Below are 20,950 nucleotides of genomic sequence, written 5' to 3'. Positions count from 1 at the left end.
GCGGGGCCTTTTTCCTATGGGGGTCTACACCGACCCAAACGTCCCGGACCGTCGCCCGGCCCGGCGTCACGCCTTTTCGATCACCCAGATTATGGTCGCGCCGTCTTCCTCGCTGGAGACCAGCGTATGTCCGGCTTCCTTGCAGAAATGCGGCATGTCGATCACGGCGGCCGGATCATCGGTCACCACGCGCAGCCGGTCGCCGCTGGCCAGCGGCGCCAGACGCTTGCGCGCCTTGAGAACGGGCAGGGGGCACAGCAGCCCCAAAGCATCGAGTTCATGGTCCATGATCCCCAGATAGTCGCGATATTTCAGCGCGTCCACAGCGATGTGAGCCAAAGCGAGGTGACGCCGCCCGCGCCATGGCGTAAGCCGAGGACATGTTCGGAATCGAGATCATCGACGCGTCGCTTTTGCCCGCCATGCTGGTAGCCCTGCTGGCCGGGCTGATATCCTTTTTGTCGCCCTGTGTGCTGCCGGTGGTGCCGCCCTATCTGGCCTATATGTCCGGCGTCAGCATGTCCGATCTGGGCCAGTCGCAGCGCAAGGCGCTGTTGGCGGCTTTGTTCTTTGTCATGGGGCTGTCGACGGTCTTCCTGCTGCTGGGCATCGCGGCCTCGGCGGCGGGGCGGGCCCTGCTGCAATACCAAGGGTATTTCAACACCATTGCGGGTGTGATCGTGATGGTCTTTGGCGCGCATTTCGTCGGCGTCTACCGCATCGCCTTTCTCGACCGCGAGGCGCGACTGGACGCCGGCGACCGGGGCGGCAGCGCGTTCGGCGCCTATGTGCTGGGCCTCGCCTTTGCCTTCGGCTGGACCCCATGCATCGGCCCGCAACTGGGCGCGATCCTGTCGCTTGCCGCTTCCGAGGCCAGCGTCGCGCGCGGCACGATTCTGCTCGCCGTCTATGCGCTGGGTCTGGGCGTACCCTTCCTGCTGGTCGCCGCCTTCCTGCCGCGCCTGACCGGCACGATGAACTGGATGAAGCGCCACATGGAACGCATCGAACGCGCCATGGGCCTGCTGCTCTGGACCATCGGCCTGCTCATGCTCACTGGCGGCTTCTCGGCGCTCAGCTTTTGGCTGCTCGAAACCTTCCCGGCCTTGGGCGCGCTTGGATAAGCCCGGCTTCTTTGGTCCTGAAATACCTTGGGGGGAGGCTCGAAGAGCCGGGGGGCAAAGCCCCCGGACGCGCCGCAGCGGGGCCTTACTCTTGCCGAAAATGCACGCTACCCTGATGCAAACAAGGGGCGGGTCATGGTCGAGCAAGGAACCGCAGACAATCAGGTCAAACGCCGTCGGGTCTTCTACATTCCCGGCTACGATCCGATTCACCCCCGCCGCTACCGCGAGCTTTACCGCAAGGAAGGCGCCGAGCAGGCGCGCATTTCCGGCTACCAGATCGGCCTGAAGCCCAAGCAGCAAGGCGGGCTCTACGGTTGGCACGTGGAAAGCGTGATCGGCGAGGCCGAGACCAGCGCCGATATCGAGGTTCTGGTCTGGTCCGACATCGTGCGCGACAGCATGTCGAACACGATCCCCGCGACCTACGCGCAACTGGTCCGCACGGCATGGGAATATATCGCCACCGGCGCGCTTTTCCGCCTGATGAAGCTGCGCAAAGGCCCGGTGATTGCGGCGCTTTATCCCATTGGCATGCTTTTGGCGCAGGCTTTGGTGGCACTGGCGGCGGTCTGGATGGCGGCGTCCTTGGGTGGCCTGATCGCGCCTTGGGGCGCGTGGCTGGGCGCGGCGGTCGGGGCGGGCGCAGGCTATGCGCTGCTGCGCTGGTTCAAGAAGAAGGATGGCAAGTTCTTCGCCTATTACCTGATGCACGACTACGCCTTTTCCGCGCGTTATCGCGGGGCCAATCCCCCCGCGTTGGAGGCGCGGATGGCCGTTTTTGGCGACATCATCGCCGCCGCCCTGCAAGAGGACTGGGACGAGGTGCTGGTGGTTGGCCATTCCTCTGGCGCGCATCTGTCGGTGTCGATCCTCGCCGACCTGATCCGCGCGGGCCGTGTGCCGGAGGGGCGCAAGCTGGGCTTCCTCAGCCTGGGGCAGGTCGTGCCGATGGTGTCTTTCCTGCGCGATGCGTGGCGTTTGAGGGCCGATCTGGCCTTTTTGGGGGCATCTGATGCGCTGTTCTGGGCGGACGTGACCGCGCCCGGCGACGGCTGTGCCTTTGCGCTGTGCGATCCCGTCTCCGTTTCGGGCGTGGCACCAAAGGACAAGCGTTGGCCCCTCGTCTTTTCCGCGCAATTCACCAAATCGCTCAGCCCCGCGCGCTGGAAGGAATTGCGCTGGCGCTTTTTCCGACTGCATTTCCAGTATCTCTGCGCCTTCGACCGGCCCTTGGATTACGACTATTTCCAGATCACCGCCGGGCCCGTGACGCTGGCGGATCGCTACCGCGACCGGCCCCCTTCGGCCAGCCGCATCGACAAGGCCGTGTCGAAATACACGAGCACCGCGCCATGATGCCGCCGAAACCCCCAGCGCGGCCCGAAAAGGTCTCGCTGTGGAAATACGTCAAACTGTTCCGGCAAGACATCCTGTCGGCCCAGCCCGCGCGGCTCTATCGCGCATGGATGGCGGAATTCAAAACCCCCTTCTTCCGCAGCTACCTTGTCAACCAGCCCGAACTGGTGAAATGCGTGCTCAAGGACCGGCCCATGGATTTCCCCAAATCCGACCGGATCGGCGCCGGGCTGCGGCCCTTGCTGGGCGAGTCGGTGTTTTTGACCAATGGCGAAACATGGTTAAGGCAGCGCCGCATCATCGACCCCGCGTTCGAGGGCGGACGCCTGCGCGAGACCTTTCCAGCCATGTGGGACGCGGCAGAGGCGGCCCTGACCCGGCTCAAGACCCGCACCGCCGAACAGGTCGAGATCGAGGAAGTCTCCAGCCATTTCGCCGCCGACGTGATCTTTCGCACGCTCTTCAGCATCCCGATCGAGGATGAGGTCGCTAGCGCCGTCTTCCACGAATTCCGCGCCTATCAGCGCACCCAGCCGATCCTGAACCTTGCCGCCTTCATCCCCGGCCCGCGCTGGATGCCGCGTTTCTTCAAGCGCGAGACGAAGGCATCGGCGAAACGCATCCGCAGCCTGATCACGCAACTGACCGAAGCCCGCATGGCCCAGATCAAGGCCGGGACCGCGCCAGAAGATCTGGCGACCAAGATCATGACGACGGTCGATCCGGTCACGGGCCAGACCTTCACCACCGAGGAAATGGTCGATCAGGTGGCGATCTTCTTCCTCGCCGGGCACGAGACCAGCGCCAGTGCCCTTGGCTGGGCGCTGTATCTGCTGGCGACCCACCCGGATTGGCAGGACAAGCTGGCCGCCGAGGCGCAGGGGCTGGAGCAGGATTTCAGCTCCGTCGCCCGGATGCGCGTCAGCCGCGACGTTTTTCGCGAGGCGCTGCGGCTTTACCCGCCAGTGCCCATGATGGTGCGCGAAACGACCTGTCCCGAGACATTTCGAGACCGAAAACTCCCGATTTCGTCGCAAATCGTCCTCTCGCCCTGGCACCTTCACCGGCACGAGCGGCTGTGGGACAACCCAGATGGCTTCGATCCCGGACGATGGCAGACCGAGAATGGCAAGCAATGCGGGCGCGACGCCTATATCCCGTTCAGTGCCGGGCCGCGGGTCTGCACCGGGGCGGGCTTTGCCATGCTGGAAGGGCCGTTGATGCTGTCGATGATCCTGCGCGACCTGCGGGTCAGCCCGGTTGCGGGCAAGACACCGATGCCCGAGGCGCATCTGACGGTGCGATCCCGTGACGGCATCTGGCTGCGCATCGACCCGCGTGACAGGGTTTGACACGAAGCGCCCGAGTTTAGCGATAACAGCACCTTGCGCCTCTATACCGCCGCGCGGGCTTGGGGTATCGAAGGCGCAACGCATTTCATTTCGCAGGCGGGGGACCCCATGGCAAATTCCGATTTCGACAAGCAAAAGGCGCAGATGGCGTCGGGCAAGGGCTTCATCGCGGCGCTGGACCAGTCCGGCGGCTCGACGCCCAAGGCGCTGGGGCTCTATGGTGTGACCGAGGACATGTATGACGGCGAGGACGCCATGTTCGACATGATCCACCAGATGCGCACGCGCATCATCACCGCGCCCGATTTCACCGGCGAAAAGGTGATCGGCGCGATCTTGTTCGAAAAGACGATGCGCGGTCAGGTCAACGGCAAGCCGACTTCGCTGGCGCTGTGGGACGATCTGGGCGTCGTACCCTTCCTCAAGATCGACAAGGGGCTGGAGGATCAGGCCAACGGCGTCCAGATGATGAAGCCGATCCCGGGCCTTGAGGAGCTTCTGGCCGAAGCCGCCGATATGAAGGTGTTCGGCACCAAGGAACGCAGCGTGATCCACGAGGCCAATGCCGAGGGCATCGACGCCGTCGTCGCGCAGCAATTCGAACTGGGCAAACGCGTTCTGGCCTGCGGCCTCGTGCCGATCCTCGAACCCGAGGTGAACATTCATTCCGAGACCAAGGAAGCCGCCGAGGATATGCTCAAGGCCTCGATCCTGTCGCATCTCGATGCGCTGGCCGAGGGCGATGACGTGATGCTGAAGCTGACGATCCCGACCAAGGCGGGGCTGTATGACGATCTGGCCGACCATCCGCGCGTGATCCGCGTCGTGGCGCTGTCGGGTGGCTACACCACCGATGATGCCTGCGAAAAGCTGGCACAGCAGCCCAAGATGATCGCCTCCTTCAGCCGTGCGCTGGCGGAAGGTCTGACCTATCAGCAATCGGACGCGGATTTCAACGCGGCGCTTGGGTCGAACATCGACAAGATCTATCAGGCCTCGCTCTAAGCCGGACCTGAACCGCCACAATAGCCCCGCTTCCGGTGACGGAGGCGGGGTTTTCCGTACCCGGTGATTGGCGTTCTTACCCTGCCGATGATAAATTTACGGAAAATTCCCGATAGAAATCAGTTCCTTAAAAGAAAACTCCGAAATACATGACCTGCGGGCCAAGGAATTTGCGCGCAGGATCGTCTCAATACTGAAGCTCGGAAGAAGACGCCGGGCGGACCACGACAGACCAGACGATCCTACAAACACCAAACCCTTTGATTTCGGAGATAGACCCATGACCAAGTTTGCAAAAATCGCCCTGACCGCCCTGTCCCTCGCCGTTGCCGGTGCAGGCACCGCCCAAGCCCAGCAGGTGGAACTGATCACCGCCATCGGATTTGGCCAGACCAAGGCCCACGCCCAGATGACCGCCGTCAAGCAGTGGGTCATGGAAGGCAGCCGCATGTATGGCTGGGCCGATTGGAACACCGCCCTGCGCGGCGAGATGGAGTGCTTCAAGACCGATCCCAGCGGCGCGCAGTATTCCACCAAGTCGATCGTGGTCGGCGGTGACGTCACCCAGCCGTGGTCGTGCAGCGTGACCGGCCTGCCGCTGAGCGCCATTTCCGGCTGATCCCTGTCCCTGCCTGCGGGTCGCTCCCGCCCGCGCCATGCCCCCTCGGATGTCCCGCCGAGGGGGCTTTTTCATGGCTTGTCGCGCGCGCGCCAATCGCCCAGCGTCTTGCCCGGCTCGTCGACGAACAGGCCGGGCAGGGGGGTCATGTCCTCCACCCGGTCGATGCGGAAGGACAGGAAGGTGCCGGTCGACTCGTCCCACGCCACGCAGCTCCAGACCCGTCCCCAGAAATCGATATGGAGGGGGCGGATGTCATGCACGCCATCGGCCAGCGTCACCCGCAGCTTCTGCCGCGCCCGGATCGCGGCGCGGATCGCGGGCATGTGGGTGAAACCGCGCGCCGCCTCGGCAAAGGCCCCGGCGGCAAAGCCGAAAGGCGCGCGCGGCGCATCGGCGTCCTCGGGCAGAACGGCCTCGATCTTGGCCGACAGGGCGCGGGCCGCGTCGGCAAGGTCGGGCAGGTCCGACTGCCCCAGGGCGGCGAGCGCCACATGCAGCGCCTCCAGCTCGGTCTCGGTCAGGTTCAGCGGCGGCAAGGTAATCGCGGCGGCGATGGAATAGCCATAGCCCCGCGCGCCTTCGACCGGGACGCCCGATTCTGCCAGCAGTTCCATGTCGCGATAGATCGTGCGCACCGAGACGCCGTGATCCTGTGCCATCGCCTCTGCGGTGTGCAAATGCCCGTCGCGCAGGCGCTGCATCAGCGCGTATAGCCTGTCCTTGCGGTTCATCGCGTCCCCTCGGTGGGCCCGCATTCGGGCCTGCTCCTGACAAAATCCTGACAACTGACAATCTCATGACACACGACGCGGTGAAAGCGGACAGTTTGCCGCTTTTCCAAGGGCGGGAATGCCGATAGAACCGGGCCTCGACATCCCACACTTGGTGCCGCGCGCACCCCCCGCTTTAGGAGAAATATCATGGGTATCGGGAATATCGGTCTTCCGGGTCTTCTGCTGATCGCCGTCGTCGTTCTGGTCCTGTTTGGACGCGGCAAGATCTCGTCGCTGATGGGCGAAGTCGGCAAGGGCATCACCGCCTTCAAGAAGGGCGTCAGCGAAGGCGGTCAGGAACTCGAAGACCAGAAGGCCGAAGAGGCCAAGGACGTCACCCCGTCCGAGGACAAGGACAAGGTGTAATCGCCAATGTTCGATCTTGGGTTTGCCGAGCTTCTCGTCATCGGCATCGTTGCATTGATCGTGGTCGGTCCAAAGGACCTGCCGGTTCTGTTCCGCAAGGCGGGCCAGTTCATGGGCAAGGCGCGTGGCATGGCCCGCGAATTCAGCCGCGCCATGAACGAGGCCGCCGATGATGCGGGCGTGAAGGACATCCAGAAGACCTTCAAGACCGCGACGAACCCGGTGGGCAGCGCCATGGACGGGGTCAAGGATGCCGCGCGCTCGATGACCGACATCAACCCGAACAGCGAGACGGGCAAGCTGGCGAAGGAACGCGAGGACGCCAAGCGCAAGATCGAGGCGAACGCCGCCCGCAAGGCGGCCGAGCGCAAGGCCCGCGAGGCGCAAGAGGCGCTGCAACGCGCCGACGCGCTGGAGAAGGCCGCGAACGAGCCGGTCGAGGACACGCCGGCCGACAAGAAGGATGGCGAGGCATGAATGACGACACGATCGAGGACAGCTCCGCCCCGCTGATCGAACACCTCGCCGAGCTGCGCACGCGCCTGATCCGTTCGGTGATCGCGCTGTTCATCGGCATCTGCGTGCTGTTCATCCCGTGGCAGGGGGATTTCCTTGCCGAACACGTGCTGCGCTTCCTGCTGGGTCCGATCGAGCAAAGCCTGCGCGCGCTTGGCGACCCCTCGCCGACGCTGCAATATACCAGCCCGCAGGAATACCTGTTCGTGCTGTTCCGGATTTCTCTGGTGTTCGGCTTTGGCCTCGCCTTCCCGGTGATCGCCCACCAGATGTGGCGCTTCATCGCGCCGGGCCTGTATAAATCCGAGAAAAACGCGTTTTTGCCCTTCATCATCGCCTCGCCGGTGATGTTCCTTCTTGGCGCAAGCTTTGCGCATTTCGTCGTCACGCCGCTGGCGATGGCGTTCTTCCTTGGCTTCACCGATGCGCCGTCGCTCTTTGCCAACATGTTGCAGAACTCGGTCGACGTCGACCCGACCGCCGTGATCCCGACCACCACCGAAGGGTTGCAGATCACCTTCTTCGGCAAGGTAAACGAATCCCTGCACACCTCTTTGATGTTCATCATGGCCTTTGGCCTGTGCTTCCAGCTGCCGGTGCTGCTGACGCTGATGGGCAAGGCGGGGATGGTGTCGTCCGAGGGGTTGGGCTCGGTTCGCAAATACGCCATGGTCGCGATTCTCGTGCTGGCCGCCGTGGTGACCCCGCCGGATGTCGTGACGCAACTGATCCTGTTCACGGTGGTCTACGGGCTTTACGAGATATCCATCTTCCTCGTGAAAATGACCGAGACGAAACGTGAAAAAGAGCTGCGTGCCCAAGGCCTGTGGTTCGAGGATGAGCCGGACACGGAGAACGATCCGCTGCTCAAGGAATTCGACGAGGACAAGGGCAAGTGAGTGATCAGACGCTGACCCGCATTGCCGAGGCGCTGGAGCGGATGGCTCCGGCGCCGATGGCCGCCCCGGATTTCGACGCGGCCGAGGCCTTTGTCTGGCATGTCGGCCCCGACCGTCTCGCCTCGGTGGCCAAGGTCTCGCGCGTCGAACTGGAATTGCTGGTCGGCATCGACCGCTCCCGCGACACGTTGCTGGCCAATACACGGCAATTCGCTCGTGGCTTGCCCGCGAACAACGCGCTCTTGTGGGGCGCGCGCGGCATGGGCAAGTCGTCCATCGTGAAGGCGGTGCATGCCACGATCCGCGAAGAGGGGCATGACCTCAAGCTTGTCGAACTCCAGCGCGAGGACCTGCCAAGCGTCGCCCGCCTGCTGAATATCCTGCGCGACGCGGCCTATCGCTTCGTCCTGTTCTGCGACGACCTGTCCTTCAGCCATGACGATCAGCACTACAAGTCGCTCAAGGCGGTGCTGGATGGCGGCGTCGAGGGGCGCCCGGACAATGTGGTCTTCTATGCCACGTCGAACCGCCGTCACCTGATGCCGCGCGACATGATCGAAAACGAACGCTCCAGCGCGATCAACCCCGCCGAAGCGGTGGAGGAAAAGGTATCGCTGTCGGATCGCTTTGGCCTGTGGCTGGGCTTCCACCCCTGTTCGCAAGACGACTACCTTGCGATGATCCGTGGATATTGCTCTGCCTATGGCGTCGAAATCGACGCCGACACGCTACGCGCCGAGGCCATCGAATGGCAGGCCACACGCGGCGCCCGCTCTGGCCGGGTTGCGTGGCAGTATTTCACGGACCTCGCAGGCCGCAAGGGCGTCGCGCTCGCCTGACCTGCGCGTTCGGTCCCGGTTTTCTTCTGGCCTCAAATACCGTGGGGTGAATTCGCCGCCGGCGAAGAGGGGCAATGCCCCTGTGCCCGCCATAAAACAAACCCAGCGCTCTCCCGAATGAACAGGCCGCGCGCAGGCGTCAGCCTGCGCGTGGCCCCGGTCGACGCGCAAAGCGCGGCGAAACCTACTGGATATACGGCATCGGGTCCGTCGATTCGAACCCCTTGCGGACTTCGAAATGCAGGAAGGACGGGGTGGAGGACCGCACTCGCGCAATCGTCTGACCCCGGCTGACCGCATCGCCCTTGGCGACGCTGATATCGTCCACATGGGTGTAGACCGTGATCAGGTCGCCGGGATGCCGGATCAGCAGGAATTTCACCCCTTCGGCGGTGGTCGAGATCGAGGCAACCTGACCCGAGGCAGCCGCCTTGACCGGCGTGCCAGCCGCGGCCGAGATGTCGATCCCCTCGTTCCGACCCTTGGCATATTCGCGGATGATCGAGCCGGAGACCGGCATCAGCATCGGCGCATCGGTGTTCTTCGCCTTGTCCTGACCGATATCGGCCACGGGCGCGGCGGGCTTCGCTGCGGGCGCGTCGGCTTTGGGCAAGGCGGCGGTTTCGACGGCGGCGGGGGCTGGCGTCTCATCCACCGGCAAGGGCTGGGCGGCGGATGGCGGCGGCGGTGTCGGCGATCCGTTTCCGGGCTGCGCCACCGGCGCTGCCGCTGCGACGGCGGTCGGATCGGCGGGTGGGATCAGCAGGAACTGCCCCTCGCGCAGGGTAAAGGCGCTGTCCAGCCCGTTCCATTCCGCCAGTGCGCGCGGCGAGATCGAATAGGTCCGGGCGATGGTAAAGGCGGTTTCGCCGCGTGCCACTTTGTGGCGGATCGGCTCGACCCCGGCACCGGTCTTGCCCTGCGCGGCGGGTGTCGGCGCGGCACGGTCCAGCGCATTGCCAGCGAGCGTCGCCACGTCGACTTGGGATGCCGGCCGGATCGGCCCGGTCTGCGCGGCGCCGGTGGCGGGCGAAGGTTCGGCCACGCGCCGGGGCAGGGCGACGAGTTCGCCGGTCCGCAGCGGGTCCTCCGGCTTGATCCCGTTGTAGCGCCCGAGTTCGGCAGGATCGAGCCCGAGGCGGGTGGCCAGATCGGCCAGCGTGTCACCGCGCTTGGCCACGGCGACTTGGTAATTCGGGTAGGAGATCACCCCGCGATTGTCGGGGCTAGGCCGGTCGATCGTGGCCTTGATCGCGGCCTCGGAGGTGTCGACTTGGCCGCCCATGCGACCGCGCATGTCGAAATCCATGGTGCTGCCGCAGGCCGCCAGCGTCAGGGCCATACCCATGGCGGGGATCAATCGTGGCGAAAGGGTCATCTGGCTGTCCTACTCGATTTCCTCGTATGCGCCCCTTGTGTCAGGGCGTCACGGCACTGTCCTGCCGGATCGGTCAGTCGCGGCCCAGCCCCTCGACGAGGGGCACGAAGCGCACCGGGCGCAGCTCGTCATAATCGAACCCGTTTTCATGCCGGGTCACGCGGATCAACTGCTGCACCGTGTCGGACTGGCCCACCGGCACGACCATGATACCGCCAATCTTCAACTGCGCCAAGAGCGGCCCGGGCGGGTCTTCGGCGGCAGCGGTGACAATGATGCGATCAAAGGGCGCCTGATCGGGCAAACCGTGCGATCCATCGGTGGTGAAGGCGGTGATGTTGACCAGTTCCAGCGCGTCAAAGACCTGCCGGGCGGCGGCCACCAACCGTTTGTGCCGGTCGACGGTATAGACCCGGCGCGCCAGCAGCGACAGGATCGCGGCCTGATAGCCCGAGCCGGTCCCGACCTCCAGCACCTTGTCGCGCGGGCCGACCTGCAACGCCTGCGTCATCAGGCCGACCACCGAGGGCTGGCTGATGGTCTGGCCGCAAGGGATCGGCAGCGGCGTGTCCTCATAGGCGCGGTCGTTGAAGTAGCCTTGGACGAACAGTCCCCGGTCGATGCGCTCCATCGCGTTCAGCACGGTGCTGTCTGTCACGCCCTTTGATCGGAGCGCGAACAGGAACTGCATCTTGGCTTCGGCGTCAAAGCTCATGTCAGCGCGTCTTTCAGCCGCGCAAGACTGTCATGGCAGGTCAGGTCGGCGCGCATCGGGGTGACGGTGATGTAATCCTGCAGGTTCATCGCCGCGTCCGTCCCCGGCGCGGTGGGGATGCGCTGGTTGCCGCCCGAGGCCCAGAGGAAACGCCGCCCGGAGGGCGCGGTGTGCGGCTCGACCTTGAAGGAGGGCTCGGGCCGGATGCCTTGCGGCGTAGCCACGGTGCCGACCACGTCCACGGCGGCGCAGGGCGGGAAATTCACATTGTAGAACAAGCGGTAGCCGGTCTGGTCCTTTGGATCCGCATCGAGGATCTGGCGGATGATCCGTGCGCCGTGGGCGGCGGCGCATTCAAAGGGGTTGTCCAGCCCGTGGGTCTTTGGCCCGAGATATTGCGACAGGGCGATGGCGGGCAGCCCTTGCAGCGCGCCTTCCATGGCGCCGCCGAGCGTGCCGGAATACAGCGCGTTCTCGGCCGAATTATTGCCCCGGTTCACGCCGGACAGGACGAGGTCGGGGGGCGTGTCCTTCAGGACGTCGTGGATGCCGGCAAGGACGCAATCGGCGGGGCTGCCTTCGGCGGCAAAGCGGCGCGCGCCCATCTCGGCGATCATCGTCGGATGGGTGTAGGAAATGCAGTGCCCGACGCCCGATTGCTCGAAGGCCGGCGCGACGGTCCAGACCTCGCCATCGGCCCCTGCGAGCTCGGTCGCGATGTCGTGCAGGACGGAAAGCCCCGGAGCGTTGATGCCGTCGTCGTTGGTGATGAGAATGCGCATGGTCCCGCCTGTCTTTGCCCGTTGGAGTTTCATTAGGCCAAGGGGGGGCGTGGGGCAAGCGGGCCGGGCGTACAAGGCTTTTCGAAAAGCCTTGGATCAAGCAAATTCCAATTTGCTTGGACAAGCGCCTTCGAAGGCGCTTGTGTCAAGGCGCTTCGAAGCGCCTTGCGCCCCGATCCTGTCAGAGCGCGAGGTCGGACACGATCCGCGCGGCTTCGTCGAGGGGTTTGGCGAGGACGTCCTTGTTCTCGCCGGGATGGAACCGGGCGCGGGTATGCGTCGCCATGGGGCGGGGCGTCACGATATGGACTTTTGGACCGTGCTTCGCCGTCTCGGCCTGCCAACTGCGGGCAAGGGCGATCTGCCCGGCCTTCGTCGTGCCGTAATGGCCGTAGAACTTCTCGCCGCCCTGCGGGTCGTCGAAGAACACGGCCTGACCTGCCTCGCCCAGCAAGGCACCGACAAACGGCACGAGGTGCCCCATCGCGTTCAGATTGGTGGCAACGGACTTGTCCCAATCCTTCTGGTCCATGTGATGGGCCGGTGTCAGCGGCGCGGCATGGATCGCCGTATGCACCCACAGTGCCGCGCTGCCCCAGCGGTCATGGACCTGTCGGCACAGATGCGCCATGGCGTCGCGGTTGCAGATGTCCATCGGCGCCAGCGTCGCCTCGCCGCCCTGCGCCTTGATCTGGTCGTCGAGCTCTTCGAGCCCGCCGATCGTGCGTGCGACGGCGACGACATGGTATTTCGGGGCAAGGGTCAGCGCCATGGCGGCCCCAAGACCGCGCGAGGCGCCCGTGATGAGGGCAATCTGTGTCATGCGCCGCTTCTGAGCGCCTTTTGCGCCAAGGTCAAGCGGGGTCAGGGCAGGGTCAGCTTGCGGGCCTGTCCGCTGACGTTCAGCGTCACCGCCTCGGCGGTGATGGCCAGCACGGGGTAGCTGGCGACGCGGCTGCCTTTTTCGACGCGCGCGATCTTGCCCGAGGGCATGCGGATCAGCGCATGTGGCGCGTCTTCCCGGCCAAAGATGCCGATCAGCAGCAGCGCATTGTCCGGCGGCAGCTTGACCTGACGCGTGGCCATTTTCTCTGGTTGGGTCTGTGGCTCCTTCGCCTGCTGCGAGATGCGGTGGACGAGGGTTTGCGGGCGCGCCTGAGGGCGCAGGGAACGGTAAAGCATCGTACGATTTCCAGCCTTTTCTGCATCGCAGCGCAGATAAGACAGGTCCTTGATGCATGATAGAGGGCGTTTCGCGCATGGGCGTGCCGCTGCCGATCCGTCTTTGGGATCGGCGGAATGACGCATGGCGCCAAGGCATGCGCGGCGATAGGGCGCAGACCATCGCGCGGAAAACCGGTCTGCCCCGCACCGATGCGGTTGCGCCGTCAGCGCAGGACGCGCTGGGTCAGCCCAAGATGCCGGGCCAGTTGGCCTTTCCCTTGGCAATGTTGCCGGGAATGTCGCGCAGCCAAAGCTCGCGCGCCCGCAGGCTGGCATTCAGGTACAGCCTGCCGTCATGCAGATACCATGCCTCGGGGATGGTGGGGGCAAGATAGCCGCGCGAGGCAGCATAGGCACAGTACCCGCCGAATTGCGGCGCGTAGGCCGTCGGATCGGCCTGAAAGGCCGCAGCGGTGTCGGCGGAGGCAAACAGCCAAACCGCGCCGTTCCAGTCGACGGTGTAGTCCTGCGACCCGGCGACGGGACCATTGCCGTCGAAATAGGCAACGGCGTCGGCGCCATCGATGGCGATGCCCGCTTCCGCGTAGATTTCAGGCTCGCGGGCCAGTGCGGGGCGGGCGAGCCACAGCACGGGCGCGGCAAGGGCGGCGGTCAGGATCAGGCGGCGGGTTGGATCGGGCATGGCGGGTCTCCTTTGCGATGCCTTCAATCTGCCCGCGCGGAGTTGCCTAAGAAAGAGGCCTGACAGGGATGTCATCCCCGTCAGGCCTTTTGTGAACCGGTGTAACAGGCGCTTATTCGGCGGCCTTCAGCTTGAAGCCCTTCTCGATCATGTCGGCGGGTTTCACCGGGTATTCGCCCGAGAAACACGCATCGCAATATTGCGGGCTTTTGGCATCGCGGCCCCCGGCCTCGCCCACGGCACGATATAGACCGTCGAGCGAGATGAATTTCAGCGAATCCACACCCAGATGATCGCGCATCTCGTCCTCGGACATGGTCGCGGCCAGCAGCTTTTCACGCTGCGGCGTGTCCACCCCGTAAAAGCACGGCCAAGATGTGGGCGGCGAGGCGATGCGGAAGTGGACCTCGGCGGCGCCCGCATCAAGGATCATCTCCTTGATCTTGCGGCTGGTGGTGCCGCGCACCACCGAGTCGTCCACCAGCACCACCCGCTTGCCTTGGATCAGCGCGCGGTTGACGTTCAGCTTCAGACGCACACCCATGTTGCGGATCTGCTCGGTCGGCTCGATGAAGGTGCGGCCCATATATTGGTTGCGGATGATCCCCATGCCGTAGGGGATGCCGGATTCGTGGGCATAGCCGATCGCGGCGGGCGTGCCGCTGTCGGGCACAGGACAGACCAGATCGGCCTCCACCGGCGTTTCGCGCGCCAGCTCCACGCCGATCTGGCGGCGGGTCTCATAGACCGACCGGCCACCGATGATCGAATCGGGACGCGAGAAATAGACATGTTCAAAGATGCAGAAGCGCGACTTGGTCGGGCGGAAGGGATGGCTGCTTTCGACGCCGCCCTCGGCGGTGATGACGACCATTTCGCCCGGCTCGATCTCGCGCACGAAATCGGCGCCGATGATGTCCAGCGCGCAGGTCTCAGACGACAGGGCCCAGCCACTGTCCCCGACCTTGCCCAGCACCAGCGGGCGCACGCCCAGCGGGTCGCGCACGCCGATCAGCTTGGTCCGCGTCATGGCGACGACCGAAAACGCCCCTTCGACGCGGCGCAGCGCGTCTTCCATCCGCGAGGGGATGTCACGCTGCAAGGATCGCGCCATCAGATGGATGATGCATTCGCTGTCGGACGAGGACTGGAAGATCGAGCCACGCTCGATCAGTTCCTTGCGCAGGGCATCGGCATTGGTGATGTTGCCGTTATGGGCAATCGCCGCGCCGCCCATCGAGAATTCGCCAAAGAAGGGCTGCACGTCGCGAATGGCCGTCTGGCCCTTGGACCCGGCGGTCGAATAGCGCACATGCCCGATGGACAGCTGCCCCGGCAGCGTTTCCATCAACGACTGCTTGGTGAAGTTGTCGCGCACATATCCAAACCGGCGGGCCGAGTTGAAGCCGTGTTCGGGCGCGTAGGAGACGATGCCACCCGCCTCTTGACCACGATGCTGCAGGGCGTGCAGGCCAAGGGCGACGAAGTTCGCCGCATCGGTGACGCCGACCACGCCGAAGATACCGCACTCCTCCTTCAGCTTGTCATCGTCGAAGGGGTGGGCGGGGGGAAAGTGGGCCTCTGACAAGGGCACGCTCCGATTCCTGTGGGATGTTGGCGCCCTACATAGTGGGCTTGCAGGCCCGTGTCACGGAATCATCACACGGAAATGCTGTGGTGGTCGGTCACAGGTGCGTGCTGATGTCCGATAACGCAAAACGCCCGCGCAACGGGCGCGGGCGGCGTGTGTTCTGGTGATTGCGCGCGGTTCAGATGTCGCTGCCCGGTGCGTCGCAGGCGCCCATCAGGCCGTTATATTGCGCATAGACCCAGCCCTGCGCCGCTTCCGGGTCCTGACCGGCCACCTGATCGGAGAAGCGCGACAGGATCGCCGCCGTGCGGGAATCGTCCACCATGGGAAGATCCTGCGAGGTGATCACCGTCTCGTAGACAAAGAAGGCCACAACCGCCAAAAGGATGCCGCGCGCCGCGCCGAACAGGAAGCCAAGCGCCTGATCGATCCCGCCCAGCACCGAGCGCTGGATCAGCGAGGAAAACAGCGGCGTGAACAGCGACATCACCACAAGGCCGATCGTCAGCACCACGAAGAACGATGCCACCATCGAGAATTCGCAGCTTTCCGCAAAGAACTTGCCGACCACCGGGGCTTCCTTGACCAGCGGCTGCAATTGCGGCGCGAACATATAGGCCATGATGCCCGACACGATCCACCCGCCGATGGCCAGCACCTCGCGCACCAGACCGCGCGAATAGGCCAGAATCGCCGAGAGGAAGATCACCCCCGCGACCACGCCATCTACGATCGTGAAACCTTCCATGCGGCCCGTTCCTTTCGTTTACCCTGCGCCGAACACGTCGCCGACAAAGGAGGTCAATTCTCCCATCTGCGACAGCGCCATGCCACCGGTCCCGGCGGCCTTGCCCCCCGACGGCAGGATCGCCGTGGAGAAACCAAGTTTTCGCGCCTCTTTCAACCGATTTTCGGTCTGGCTGACGGGGCGTAGCGCCCCTGACAGGCTGATCTCGCCGAAAACAACGGTTTCCGGGGGAAGTGCCGCATCTTCGCGCGCGGAAAGCAGCGCAGCGGCGACGGCCAGATCGGCAGCCGGTTCGTTGACCCGCATGCCGCCCGCGACGTTGAGATAGACGTCGAGCCCGGCAAAGGGGATGCCACAGCGCGATTCGAGCACGGCGAGGATCATCGCCAGCCGCCCGCCATCCCAGCCGACGACGCTGCGCCGGGGTTGGGAATGCGGCGAGGGTGCGACCAGCGCCTGAAACTCGACCAGAACGGGGCGGGTGCCTTCGATGCCTGCAAACACCGCCGATCCGGGCGCGGGCTGGCCGCGATCCTGCAGGAACAGCGCCGAGGGGTTCGGCACCTCGGCCAGACCGCCGCCGGTCATCTCGAACACGCCGATTTCATCCGCCGGGCCAAAGCGGTTCTTCACCGAGCGCAGGATGCGGAACTGGTGGCCGCGCTCGCCCTCGAAATACAAAACGGTGTCGACCATGTGCTCGACCACGCGCGGACCGGCGATCTGACCGTCCTTGGTGACATGGCCGACCATCATCACGGCGCTGCCGCGCGATTTGGCAAAGGTGGTCAGCTCATGCGCGGCGGCGCGCACTTGGCTGACCGATCCGGGCGCGCTGTCGACATTGTCCGCCCACATGGTCTGGATCGAATCGACGATGGCAAGATCGGGCTTGTGTTCCTCCAGCGTGGTGAGGATGTCGCGCAGGTTGGTTTCGGTGGCCAGTTTCACCGGCGCATCGGCCAGACCCAGACGCTGCGCGCGCAGCCGCACCTGCGCCGAGGCTTCCTCGCCCGAGATATAGATGACCTTCAGCCCCGCGCGGGCAAAGCTCGCCGCCGCCTGCAACAGCAGCGTGGATTTGCCGATGCCCGGATCGCCGCCGACCAGAACCGCCGAGGCTGGCACCAGCCCGCCACCCAGCACCCGGTCGAATTCCTCCATGCCGGAGGCGTCGCGCGGCGGCGGAGGCTCCTTCGACGACAGGTCCGACAAGGGCACCGCGCGGCCCTTCATCGCGCCGAGCGATTTCTTGGCCGGGCCGGTCGAGAGCGGCTTTTCTTCCTGGATGGTGTTCCACTCGCCGCACGCGTCGCAGCGGCCCGACCACTTGTTGTAGGACGCGCCGCAGGACTGACAGACAAATGTGGTTTGGGCTTTGGCCATGGTTACGCTGCTCGGTTTTGTGTTCTTATGGCCCAAACCGGCCCGCGCGCCAATGGGCGGATTGCCACCCTAGTCCGCGTTTGGTTTACGGCGGCTTTCAAGTGCCCCGAACGTGATCGACGCAAGGATGCAGGCGGTGAACAGGTACAGGCCCCATGCGGTTTCGACCCGGCCCACGCCCATGCCCTTGGACAGGGTGATGTAAAGCGCGATGAGAAAGACATCGGCCATGGCGAGCTTGCCCAACAGGTTGAGCGCGGGCAGGGCGCGGCGGTCGAGCATGTGGAACTGGACGAGGGCAAGGCCCAGCGTCTTGAGCATGGGGGCAAAGAGCGCGAAGAGCGTGACCAGCAGCGCAAGGAAGATGTCGGTCTCCCACAGCGACTGGAGGCCTGAGATCACGCTGATTTCCGACAGGCCGAACAGGGGAAGCAGGCCGGCCTTCAACAGCGGCGCGAACCAGGACACCGGGTAGAGGACGAACAGGACAAGGTTGAGCCAGCGCATGATCTTTGCCGTAGGATGGGTGATCACCCATCCTACCCTCAAGAGGTGTACCACCAGAGGCCCAGAAGCCCCAGCAACAGCAAGATATGCACGACGTCGATCCAGCGCCAGCGCGCCCGTGGCGTCAGGCTGCACAAAAGGAACACGGCGGATGGCACCAGCAGCGCCGACAGCCCGCCTTGCCCGGCCATGGCCTGCGCGGCGCGCGCATAGACCGGGCCCTCGTTTAGTCCCAGCGCCGGGGCAAATGTCGTCGCGATGCCGCCAAGGCTCAGCAACAGGGCGATCAGCGCGGGCCATCGCGCCAGACCGCGCCCAAGGATGATGCGCATCAGCGCAAGCAGTGCCAGAAGCTCAAGATAGACGAATTTCTTGACGAAAAGGAAGACAATCAGTTCGGGGGCGGGCTGAAAGGCTGTCATCGCACCGCCTCGATCGGGCCTTCGGCGCGGCCAAAGATGAACTGGTCGACATAAGGATCGCCGGAGGCATCCATCTGCGACACAGGCCCGGTCCATTGGATGACCCCGCCATGCAGCATCGCCACGTTGTCGGCGATGGCGCGCACGCTGGTCATGTCATGGGTGATGGTCATGGCCGTCGCCCCCATCTCGGTCACGATCTCGCGGATCAGATCGTTGATGACACCCGCCATGATCGGGTCTAGCCCCGTGGTCGGCTCGTCGAAGAAGATGATCTCGGGCTCGGCGGCAATGGCCCGGGCAAGGCCCACACGTTTCTGCATCCCGCCCGAGAGTTCCGCAGGCAAGCGGTCTGCCACATCGGGCGTCAGCCCCACGCGGCGGAGTTTCTCGATGGCGATCTCTCGCGCCTCGGCCTTGGGGCGCTTCAGCCGCCCGCGCAGCAGGCGGAAGGCGACGTTCTGCCAGACCGGCAAGCTGTCGAACAGCGCCGCGCCCTGAAACAGCATGCCGAAGCGGGCCAGAAACGCGTCGCGGTCGCCCTTGGTCACGTCCTGACCGTCCAGCGTGATCACCCCGGAATCGGGCGTGACCAGACCGAGGATGCATTTCAACAGCACCGACTTGCCCGTGCCCGACCCGCCGATGATGACCATGGACGTGCCCTTGGGGATGGACAGGTCGACGCCGCGCAAAACGTGGTTGGGGCCAAACGCCTTCGACACGCGGGAAAGTTCAATCATGCGTCACCTCCGCGGGCCACGGGCGCAAGCGCGTTCGAACGCGCTTGCCAAGCGTCTTCGAAGACGATTGCCCGCGCAGATCCGAAAGGGCCCGAATATGTCATAGCGAGAAAAACGCCCCCGTCAGCAGGAAGTTCGCGGCAAGGATCAGCACGGCGGCGGCCTCGACGCTGCCCTTGGTGGCGCGGCCCACGCCCTGCGCGCCGCGGCCCGACATCATGCCGAAATAGCAGCCCATCGTGGCCGCGATGCCGCCAAAGGCGCAGCCCTTGACGAGGCTGGAAATCACGTCGAGCGGTTCGAGGAAATCCACGGTGTTCTTCAGGTAGGCGGCGGCGTTGAAGCCAAGCGACCCGGTCGCCACCGCATAGCCGCCAAATATCCCGATCACGTCGCCGACGCCCACCAAGGCGGGCACGACCAGAAGCGCCGCCAGAACGCGCGGCGCGACGAGGTATTTCATCGGGTTCGTGGACAAGGTCACCAGCGCGTCGATCTGTTCGGTCACCTTCATCGTGGCAATCTCGGCGGCGATCGACGAGGTCACGCGCGCGGCGATCATCAGGCCGACCAGCACAGGCCCCAGTTCGCGCACCATGCCGATGGCGACGATCTGCGGCACCACCGCTTCGGCGTTGAACCGCGCCCCGCCCGAATAGATCTGAAGCGCCAGCGCCGCCCCGGTGAAGATCGCCGTCAAGCCCACGACCGGCAGCGACAGCCAGCCGATATTCACCAACGCCACGCCCAGTTCGCGCGCATAAAAAGGCGGTCGGACCATGTGCGACACGGCGGAGAACGCAAACAGCGCAACCCGCCCCACAGCCGCCATCAGCGCCAGCACGGCCCGCCCCAGCGCGCCCAGAGGCGAGAGCAGGATCATGCGGGCAGGTAGGTGCGATGATAGCGCAGGCCAAGCGAGGTCAGGATTTCATATCCGATGCTCCCCGCCCAATCGGCCAGCGTGTCGACCGACTGGTGTTGGCCCAAGAGTTCGAGCCGGTCGGGGATGTCCTTCAGCCCGGTCACGTCGACGCCGATCAGATCCATGGAAATCCGTCCCAGCACCTTGCACTTGTCCTCGCCCGCCCACAGGGAGGCCTCCGGACCCATGGCGCGCAGGATGCCATCCGCATAGCCGCCCGCGATGGTGGCCACCCGGGTCGGCCTGTCCGCCGTCCAGCTGTTGCCATACCCCACGGTCTCGCCCGGTTGCACCTCGCGGGTCTGGATCACCGGAATGGTCAACTGCACGACGGGGCGCGCCTCGACGAAGGGCAGGCCGCCATACATCCCCACACCGGGCCGGGTGACGTCGAAGTGATAGTCTTCGCCCAGCAGGATGCCCCCCGTCGCCGAAAGCGAGCGGGGCACGTCGATCCCGTCCGTCATCGCGCGGAAGGCGTGCAATTGCTGGCGGTTCATCGGGTGATCGGGCTCATCCGCGCAGGCCAAATGGCTCATGACCAGAACCGGGTTCTGCGCAAGGGCGATGTCGCGCAGGGCGCGCCATTCGCTGTCCTCCATCCCCAGCCGGTTCATCCCGCTGTCGAGTTGCAGGCCAAACGGATGGCCCGGCAAGCCCTCGACATGGCGCAGCATCTGGTCGATCGAGTTGATCATCGGCACGAGGTTGCCCGCGCGGATCATGTCGGCATCGCCGTCCATATGCCCGGAGAACACGCAGATTTCCGGGCCGGGGCCAAGGATGCGCCTGAGCGCCGCGCCTTCCTCTGCGACAGCGACGAAGAAGCGCCGCGCCCCTGCGTCTGCCAGCGCGGGCGCCACACGGTCGGCGCCCAGCCCATAAGCGTTGGCCTTCACCACGGCGCCTGCCTCGGCCCGGCCGGAGGCATCGCGCAGGGCGCGCCAATTGGCGCAAAGCGCCGCGAGATCGATGGTCAATTCTGCCTGTGCCATGCGCCCGTGTCTTGTCCTCTTGACCGCAAGGGTCAA

25 protein-coding genes are annotated in these 20,950 nt (G+C 64.9%); 9 read left to right on the top strand and 16 right to left on the bottom strand.

What is annotated here, in order from left to right; translation table 11 throughout:
• Positions 1-66: 66 nt before the first annotated feature.
• Entirely contained in the window at positions 67-288 is a 222-nt protein-coding gene (locus D8Z78_RS01195; protein WP_121630104.1) for a sulfurtransferase TusA family protein, read from the bottom strand.
• Between the two features lie 92 nt (positions 289-380).
• Between D8Z78_RS01195 and D8Z78_RS01190 the strand changes: the two genes are divergently transcribed.
• From D8Z78_RS01190 to D8Z78_RS01170, 5 genes are all read left to right on the top strand, one after another.
• Positions 381-1,124 (top strand): cytochrome c biogenesis CcdA family protein, encoded by a 744-nt coding sequence (locus D8Z78_RS01190; protein WP_121629888.1) that lies wholly within the window; start codon positions 381-383, stop codon positions 1,122-1,124.
• A gap of 135 nt (positions 1,125-1,259) precedes the next feature.
• Positions 1,260-2,483, top strand: a complete 1,224-nt coding sequence (locus D8Z78_RS01185; protein ID WP_121629889.1) for a hypothetical protein — start codon at positions 1,260-1,262, stop codon at positions 2,481-2,483.
• Complete coding sequence (locus tag D8Z78_RS01180; RefSeq protein WP_121629890.1) at positions 2,480-3,835, top strand: cytochrome P450; 1,356 nt, start codon at positions 2,480-2,482, stop codon at positions 3,833-3,835. Before D8Z78_RS01185 ends, D8Z78_RS01180 begins: the two co-directional genes overlap by 4 nt.
• Before the next feature lie 108 nt (positions 3,836-3,943).
• Positions 3,944-4,840: a fructose bisphosphate aldolase gene (locus D8Z78_RS01175; protein WP_121630105.1), complete on the top strand. Its 897-nt coding sequence runs from the start codon at positions 3,944-3,946 to the stop codon at positions 4,838-4,840.
• Positions 4,841-5,120: 280 nt separating this feature from the next.
• Positions 5,121-5,459, top strand: coding sequence for a hypothetical protein (locus tag D8Z78_RS01170; RefSeq protein ID WP_121629891.1), 339 nt, complete (start codon positions 5,121-5,123; stop codon positions 5,457-5,459).
• A 71-nt stretch (positions 5,460-5,530) separates the two neighbouring features.
• Here D8Z78_RS01170 and D8Z78_RS01165 read toward each other — a convergent pair whose 3' ends face one another.
• A complete protein-coding gene (locus tag D8Z78_RS01165) occupies positions 5,531-6,193 on the bottom strand; it encodes a helix-turn-helix transcriptional regulator (RefSeq protein WP_121629892.1) in 663 nt (220 codons plus the stop codon).
• Between the two features lie 189 nt (positions 6,194-6,382).
• On the opposite strand from D8Z78_RS01165, the gene D8Z78_RS01160 reads away from it, so the two are divergent.
• The 4 genes from D8Z78_RS01160 to D8Z78_RS01145 are packed head-to-tail and all read left to right on the top strand — an operon-like array spanning position 6,383 to position 8,855.
• Positions 6,383-6,601 carry a twin-arginine translocase TatA/TatE family subunit gene (locus D8Z78_RS01160; protein WP_121629893.1) on the top strand — a complete coding sequence of 73 codons (219 nt, stop codon included), beginning with the start codon at positions 6,383-6,385 and terminating at the stop codon, positions 6,599-6,601.
• Positions 6,602-6,607: 6 nt separating this feature from the next.
• Positions 6,608-7,078 carry a Sec-independent protein translocase protein TatB gene (tatB, locus tag D8Z78_RS01155; RefSeq protein ID WP_121629894.1) on the top strand — a complete coding sequence of 157 codons (471 nt, stop codon included), beginning with the start codon at positions 6,608-6,610 and terminating at the stop codon, positions 7,076-7,078.
• Complete coding sequence (tatC, locus tag D8Z78_RS01150; protein WP_121629895.1) at positions 7,075-8,016, top strand: twin-arginine translocase subunit TatC; 942 nt, start codon at positions 7,075-7,077, stop codon at positions 8,014-8,016. The genes tatB and tatC overlap by 4 nt, the downstream gene beginning before the upstream one ends.
• A 41-nt stretch (positions 8,017-8,057) precedes the next feature.
• The gene (locus tag D8Z78_RS01145; RefSeq protein ID WP_420824297.1) at positions 8,058-8,855 is read left to right on the top strand and encodes an ATP-binding protein; all 798 of its coding nucleotides are present in this window, start codon (positions 8,058-8,060) and stop codon (positions 8,853-8,855) included.
• Positions 8,856-9,039: 184 nt separating this feature from the next.
• On the opposite strand, the gene D8Z78_RS01140 is transcribed toward D8Z78_RS01145, so the two are convergent.
• The 14 genes from D8Z78_RS01140 to alr form a co-directional block, all read right to left on the bottom strand.
• Positions 9,040-10,233 carry a peptidoglycan DD-metalloendopeptidase family protein gene (locus D8Z78_RS01140; protein ID WP_121629897.1) on the bottom strand — a complete coding sequence of 398 codons (1,194 nt, stop codon included), beginning with the start codon at positions 10,231-10,233 and terminating at the stop codon, positions 9,040-9,042.
• Positions 10,234-10,306: 73 nt separating this feature from the next.
• Positions 10,307-10,948, bottom strand: coding sequence for a protein-L-isoaspartate(D-aspartate) O-methyltransferase (locus tag D8Z78_RS01135; RefSeq protein ID WP_121629898.1), 642 nt, complete (start codon positions 10,946-10,948; stop codon positions 10,307-10,309).
• On the bottom strand, positions 10,945-11,730 hold the full coding sequence (surE, locus tag D8Z78_RS01130) for a 5'/3'-nucleotidase SurE (RefSeq protein ID WP_121629899.1): 786 nt from the start codon (positions 11,728-11,730) through the stop codon (positions 10,945-10,947). The genes D8Z78_RS01135 and surE overlap by 4 nt, the downstream gene beginning before the upstream one ends.
• 181 nt (positions 11,731-11,911) lie before the next feature.
• A complete protein-coding gene (locus D8Z78_RS01125; RefSeq protein WP_121629900.1) occupies positions 11,912-12,553 on the bottom strand; it encodes an SDR family NAD(P)-dependent oxidoreductase in 642 nt (213 codons plus the stop codon).
• Between the two features lie 41 nt (positions 12,554-12,594).
• Positions 12,595-12,912: a hypothetical protein gene (locus tag D8Z78_RS01120; protein ID WP_121629901.1), complete on the bottom strand. Its 318-nt coding sequence runs from the start codon at positions 12,910-12,912 to the stop codon at positions 12,595-12,597.
• Positions 12,913-13,138: 226 nt separating this feature from the next.
• Entirely contained in the window at positions 13,139-13,597 is a 459-nt protein-coding gene (locus D8Z78_RS01115; RefSeq protein WP_121629902.1) for a YHS domain-containing (seleno)protein, read from the bottom strand.
• A gap of 112 nt (positions 13,598-13,709) precedes the next feature.
• Positions 13,710-15,185: an amidophosphoribosyltransferase gene (purF, locus tag D8Z78_RS01110; RefSeq protein ID WP_121630106.1), complete on the bottom strand. Its 1,476-nt coding sequence runs from the start codon at positions 15,183-15,185 to the stop codon at positions 13,710-13,712.
• A gap of 181 nt (positions 15,186-15,366) precedes the next feature.
• On the bottom strand, positions 15,367-15,936 hold the full coding sequence (locus tag D8Z78_RS01105; RefSeq protein WP_121629903.1) for a CvpA family protein: 570 nt from the start codon (positions 15,934-15,936) through the stop codon (positions 15,367-15,369).
• Positions 15,937-15,954: 18 nt separating this feature from the next.
• Entirely contained in the window at positions 15,955-17,322 is a 1,368-nt protein-coding gene (radA, locus tag D8Z78_RS01100) for a DNA repair protein RadA (protein WP_121629904.1), read from the bottom strand.
• A gap of 69 nt (positions 17,323-17,391) precedes the next feature.
• The gene (locus tag D8Z78_RS01095) at positions 17,392-17,829 is read right to left on the bottom strand and encodes a paraquat-inducible protein A (RefSeq protein WP_121629905.1); all 438 of its coding nucleotides are present in this window, start codon (positions 17,827-17,829) and stop codon (positions 17,392-17,394) included.
• Between the two features lie 38 nt (positions 17,830-17,867).
• A complete protein-coding gene (locus D8Z78_RS01090; protein ID WP_121629906.1) occupies positions 17,868-18,251 on the bottom strand; it encodes a hypothetical protein in 384 nt (127 codons plus the stop codon).
• On the bottom strand, positions 18,248-18,994 hold the full coding sequence (locus tag D8Z78_RS01085; protein WP_121629907.1) for an ABC transporter ATP-binding protein: 747 nt from the start codon (positions 18,992-18,994) through the stop codon (positions 18,248-18,250). Before D8Z78_RS01085 ends, D8Z78_RS01090 begins: the two co-directional genes overlap by 4 nt.
• 100 nt (positions 18,995-19,094) lie before the next feature.
• On the bottom strand, positions 19,095-19,877 hold the full coding sequence (locus D8Z78_RS01080; RefSeq protein ID WP_121629908.1) for an MlaE family ABC transporter permease: 783 nt from the start codon (positions 19,875-19,877) through the stop codon (positions 19,095-19,097).
• A complete protein-coding gene (gene alr, locus D8Z78_RS01075) occupies positions 19,874-20,914 on the bottom strand; it encodes an alanine racemase (RefSeq protein WP_121629909.1) in 1,041 nt (346 codons plus the stop codon). Before alr ends, D8Z78_RS01080 begins: the two co-directional genes overlap by 4 nt.
• Positions 20,915-20,950: the final 36 nt, after the last annotated feature.

The organism is Tropicibacter alexandrii (assembly GCF_003667315.2).
In the GTDB taxonomy this organism is placed as follows: domain Bacteria; phylum Pseudomonadota; class Alphaproteobacteria; order Rhodobacterales; family Rhodobacteraceae; genus Tropicibacter; species Tropicibacter alexandrii.
This window is presented reverse-complemented; position numbering and strand designations above follow the sequence as displayed.

Bases quoted from the DNA above. Each gene is read 5' to 3' on its own strand.
- D8Z78_RS01095 (WP_121629905.1), bottom strand. From the start codon at position 17,829: ATGCGCTGGCTCAACCTTGTCCTGTTCGTCCTCTACCCGGTGTCCTGG.
- D8Z78_RS01140 (WP_121629897.1), bottom strand. From the start codon at position 10,233: ATGACCCTTTCGCCACGATTGATCCCCGCCATGGGTATGGCCCTGACG.
- D8Z78_RS01180 (WP_121629890.1), top strand. From the start codon at position 2,480: ATGATGCCGCCGAAACCCCCAGCGCGGCCCGAAAAGGTCTCGCTGTGG.
- D8Z78_RS01105 (WP_121629903.1), bottom strand. From the start codon at position 15,936: ATGGAAGGTTTCACGATCGTAGATGGCGTGGTCGCGGGGGTGATCTTC.
- D8Z78_RS01175 (WP_121630105.1), top strand. From the start codon at position 3,944: ATGGCAAATTCCGATTTCGACAAGCAAAAGGCGCAGATGGCGTCGGGC.
- D8Z78_RS01120 (WP_121629901.1), bottom strand. From the start codon at position 12,912: ATGCTTTACCGTTCCCTGCGCCCTCAGGCGCGCCCGCAAACCCTCGTC.
- radA (WP_121629904.1), bottom strand. From the start codon at position 17,322: ATGGCCAAAGCCCAAACCACATTTGTCTGTCAGTCCTGCGGCGCGTCC.
- D8Z78_RS01145 (WP_420824297.1), top strand. From the start codon at position 8,058: ATGGCTCCGGCGCCGATGGCCGCCCCGGATTTCGACGCGGCCGAGGCC.
- D8Z78_RS01085 (WP_121629907.1), bottom strand. From the start codon at position 18,994: ATGATTGAACTTTCCCGCGTGTCGAAGGCGTTTGGCCCCAACCACGTT.
- D8Z78_RS01170 (WP_121629891.1), top strand. From the start codon at position 5,121: ATGACCAAGTTTGCAAAAATCGCCCTGACCGCCCTGTCCCTCGCCGTT.
- D8Z78_RS01080 (WP_121629908.1), bottom strand. From the start codon at position 19,877: ATGATCCTGCTCTCGCCTCTGGGCGCGCTGGGGCGGGCCGTGCTGGCG.
- D8Z78_RS01160 (WP_121629893.1), top strand. From the start codon at position 6,383: ATGGGTATCGGGAATATCGGTCTTCCGGGTCTTCTGCTGATCGCCGTC.
- alr (WP_121629909.1), bottom strand. From the start codon at position 20,914: ATGGCACAGGCAGAATTGACCATCGATCTCGCGGCGCTTTGCGCCAAT.
- D8Z78_RS01090 (WP_121629906.1), bottom strand. From the start codon at position 18,251: ATGACAGCCTTTCAGCCCGCCCCCGAACTGATTGTCTTCCTTTTCGTC.
- D8Z78_RS01135 (WP_121629898.1), bottom strand. From the start codon at position 10,948: ATGAGCTTTGACGCCGAAGCCAAGATGCAGTTCCTGTTCGCGCTCCGA.
- tatB (WP_121629894.1), top strand. From the start codon at position 6,608: ATGTTCGATCTTGGGTTTGCCGAGCTTCTCGTCATCGGCATCGTTGCA.
- surE (WP_121629899.1), bottom strand. From the start codon at position 11,730: ATGCGCATTCTCATCACCAACGACGACGGCATCAACGCTCCGGGGCTT.
- tatC (WP_121629895.1), top strand. From the start codon at position 7,075: ATGAATGACGACACGATCGAGGACAGCTCCGCCCCGCTGATCGAACAC.
- D8Z78_RS01115 (WP_121629902.1), bottom strand. From the start codon at position 13,597: ATGCCCGATCCAACCCGCCGCCTGATCCTGACCGCCGCCCTTGCCGCG.
- D8Z78_RS01195 (WP_121630104.1), bottom strand. From the start codon at position 288: ATGGACCATGAACTCGATGCTTTGGGGCTGCTGTGCCCCCTGCCCGTT.
- D8Z78_RS01190 (WP_121629888.1), top strand. From the start codon at position 381: ATGTTCGGAATCGAGATCATCGACGCGTCGCTTTTGCCCGCCATGCTG.
- D8Z78_RS01165 (WP_121629892.1), bottom strand. From the start codon at position 6,193: ATGAACCGCAAGGACAGGCTATACGCGCTGATGCAGCGCCTGCGCGAC.
- D8Z78_RS01185 (WP_121629889.1), top strand. From the start codon at position 1,260: ATGGTCGAGCAAGGAACCGCAGACAATCAGGTCAAACGCCGTCGGGTC.
- D8Z78_RS01125 (WP_121629900.1), bottom strand. From the start codon at position 12,553: ATGACACAGATTGCCCTCATCACGGGCGCCTCGCGCGGTCTTGGGGCC.